Origin of the sequence: Paracoccus sp. J56, assembly GCF_019633685.1 — a bacterium.
GTDB classification, from domain to species: domain Bacteria; phylum Pseudomonadota; class Alphaproteobacteria; order Rhodobacterales; family Rhodobacteraceae; genus Paracoccus; species Paracoccus kondratievae.
Window position 1 is genome coordinate 1 of the sequence record NZ_JAFL01000067.1, and the last position, 2,884, is coordinate 2,884.

General features: G+C 60.3%; 4 protein-coding genes, 1 tRNA gene and 1 pseudogene. 4 read left to right on the top strand and 2 right to left on the bottom strand.

The features are described 5' to 3' along the window. Positions 1-632 precede the first annotated feature (632 nt). The 3 genes and pseudogenes from M511_RS18940 to M511_RS19625 form a co-directional block, all read left to right on the top strand. The gene (locus M511_RS18940; RefSeq protein WP_240547713.1) at positions 633-827 is read left to right on the top strand and encodes a hypothetical protein; all 195 of its coding nucleotides are present in this window, start codon (positions 633-635) and stop codon (positions 825-827) included. Positions 828-898: 71 nt separating this feature from the next. Continuing rightward, positions 899-1,099, top strand: a complete 201-nt coding sequence (locus M511_RS18945; protein WP_085503257.1) for a type II toxin-antitoxin system prevent-host-death family antitoxin — start codon at positions 899-901, stop codon at positions 1,097-1,099. A 36-nt stretch (positions 1,100-1,135) separates the two neighbouring features. Beyond that, a pseudogene (locus M511_RS19625) lies at positions 1,136-1,510 on the top strand (recombinase family protein); the annotation flags it as partial. A 60-nt stretch (positions 1,511-1,570) separates the two neighbouring features. Here M511_RS19625 and M511_RS19630 read toward each other — a convergent pair. Continuing rightward, the gene (locus M511_RS19630; RefSeq protein ID WP_336245891.1) at positions 1,571-1,801 is read right to left on the bottom strand and encodes a hypothetical protein; all 231 of its coding nucleotides are present in this window, start codon (positions 1,799-1,801) and stop codon (positions 1,571-1,573) included. Between M511_RS19630 and M511_RS18950 the strand changes: the two genes are divergently transcribed. After that, complete coding sequence (locus M511_RS18950) at positions 1,709-2,833, top strand: recombinase family protein (protein ID WP_336245892.1); 1,125 nt, start codon at positions 1,709-1,711, stop codon at positions 2,831-2,833. The two genes, M511_RS19630 and M511_RS18950, sit on opposite strands and share 93 nt — an antisense overlap. Here M511_RS18950 and M511_RS18955 read toward each other — a convergent pair. Then, positions 2,790-2,866: transfer RNA gene (locus M511_RS18955), tRNA-Met, on the bottom strand. The two genes, M511_RS18950 and M511_RS18955, sit on opposite strands and share 44 nt — an antisense overlap. Positions 2,867-2,884 lie beyond the last annotated feature (18 nt).

Here is a 2,884-nt window from a genome sequence, read left to right on the forward strand (position 1 = left end):
ATCCGTCAGCCAGAAAAGATCAGACATGTTCACCGCTCGATTTTCGAACCGTGAATCACGCCGACAAGCGTAAATCAATGGGTCCTGACCCTAGCAGCGCTCAACCGCAAAGGCGGCTGCGAGTCTTTGCGGGCTCACAGAGGGGAATCGCACGGTGGGTGACGAGCCGCTCACCGGCCTTGAGGCGTAGCACCGGGGGCCTTGCCACCTATTTTTCGCAGCCCGTCTTCCTGATTGACGCGCCCTTGGATACCCAAGTGTCTCATGCCTTAGCAGCGAATGACGGGTTTTCCGCCCCGCGGGCCTGCCCTGGGGCGCAGGTGGGAATTTCCGTGCGGCACCTACAAACGGTAACTCCGTCACACAGCACTGCCATCGCGGCCCGGCGCATGCTGCGTTCCGCGACGAACGGCGGCTCTGAAGAGTTCCGCGAAGCGGCACGAGGTTCGGGCGAGCGGCGACTTCGGGCTGACTTGGACACCACAGCCGCACTTCCTGCCATCGGCTGACCCGTCCCTTTTCTACGCCATGGCATCCCATTCACCGCACAGACATGCCCGCGACCTTCCCCGCAATGAAATTCTAGGTTTCCATTGTCCCAGCCCCTTTCCGGGGATGGGATTTTGGAGACGATGGCAGTCAAGCGGAACAGGATCAATATCGAGGTTACGACCTCGACCGGACCGGAACCGGACCGGAAGGATCCTGCGCGCAAAGACGCTGCCGTGATGTCGCTGGCTCGCTTGATTGGTCGCCAGATCGCCCGCGAGCAGTTCGAGCGTAAACTGGCAGCGAAACGCAAAGCTCAATGCCACCTGCGCAGCTGACCTGCAAATCCTCTTGCATTTATACGTATAACACGTATTATATAAGCAGACCTATTCTCCTGGAGTCTGCGATGCCAACTACAACCTCCCTCGAATTCCAGCGCAAGTTCGGACAGTATCTGAACGAGTCTCACCGTGAGCCGGTGGAAATCACGCGACATGGCCGGCGCGAGTTTGTGCTGATGTCGGCCGCCCAATATGACGAGCTGCTGGCAGCGGCGCAGCGCCGGAGCAGGACCGTCGAAACCGCCGCCGAACCTGAACAGAATTAACCTGCCCCTGACACGGAGCTTGAAAGGACTGCCGATATGACCCGCGTTGCGCTCTATGCCCGATATTCTTCCGACAATCAGCGCGAAGCGTCGATCGAGGACCAGCTGCGCATCTGCCGCGAGCAGGCGAAACGCGAGAAGTGGAAGATCGTCGGAACCTACAAGGATGCCGGCATCTCCGGCGCGAGCATGATCCTGCGCCCCGGCATCCAGGCGCTCCTGCAGGACGCACAGGCAGGACAGTTCGACATCGTGCTGGCAGAAGCGCTCGATCGCATCAGTCGTGACCAGGCTGACGTCGCCACCTTCTACAAGCATCTCAAGTTCGCCGGCGTTCCGATTGTCACGCTGTCCGAGGGCGAGATCAGCGAGCTTCATGTCGGCCTGAAGGGCACGATGAACGCGCTGTTCCTGAAAGACCTTGCCGCCAAGACGCATCGTGGCATCCGTGGCCGCGTCGAGGACGGCAAGTCAGGCGGCGGACTGTGCTTTGGCTACAATGTCGTCAAGCAGCTCGATGCGCGCGGTGATCCCATTCGCGGCGACCGGGAAATCAACGAAGCCGAGGCGAATGTTGTCCGCCGCATCTTCCGCGAATTCGCCGCCGGCGTGGGTCCGCGCACCATCGCCCGCACATTGAACGAGGAAGGTGTCCCGGGTCCGGCTGGTAAGCTCTGGAGCGACACCACGATTCGGGGCCATGTGAAGCGCGGCACTGGACTTGTGAACAATGAACTCTATATCGGCCGTCTGATCTGGAACCGTCTCCGCTACATCAAAGACCCATCGACCGGAAAGCGCGTCTCACGCTTGAACCCGGAATCGGAATGGATCATCAAGGATGTGCCGGAGCTGCGTATTGTCGATGACGAACTCTGGCATTCGGTCCGTGTCCGGCAGGGCGAGATAGCCGAGAAGTTTGCCAACGTCACCGAAGCCGTTCGCAAGCACCACAAAAAGAACCGCCTGAACGGTACACGTCGGCCGAGGTCCCTTCTGTCCGGCCTGGTGTTCTGTGGCTGCTGCGGAGGCCCCTACTCACTTCGCGGTGCCGACCGCTTCGCCTGCTCGAACCACATTAGCAAGGGCACCTGTACAAACAGTCGCACGATCCCACGCACAGAACTCGAAGCCCGCGTGCTGACCGGCCTGAAGGAGCGGATGATGTCGCCCGAGATGGTAGGGGAGGCGATGCGTGCCTATGCCGAGGAAACCAACCGGCTGAACCGGGAACGCCGCTCCAGCGGCGATGCCTGGAAAGCAGAACAGGTCAAGATTGAGAAGCAGATCCGCGGCATCATCGAGGCGATCAAGGCTGGCATGTTCCATGAGGGCATGAAGGCAGAGATGGACACGCTTGAGGCACGCATGACCGAACTGAACAGCCTGCTGGCTGATGCGCCAGAGGACACGCCGGACATTCTGCCGAGCGCCTCGGCGATCTACGCGAAGAAGGTTTCTGACCTGACCAAGGCGCTCAATCGCAAGGAAGAGCGGGAGGAAGCAGCCGAGACATTGCGCGGCCTCATTGAGAAGATTTCGCTGACGCCGGGGCCGGAACGGGGCGAGATTTACGCAACGCTGCACGGCGATCTGGTGACGATCCTCGAATGGACGGAGCGGCAAGCCGTTGGAAATGCTGCTAAAACGACAGAAACCGCCGCGGGTGCGACGGGATTGTCGGTATCGGTGGTTGCGGGGGCAGGATTTGAACCTGCGACCTTCAGGTTATGAGCCTGACGAGCTACCGGGCTGCTCTACCCCGCGGTAGTTTGTTGAGAGAGT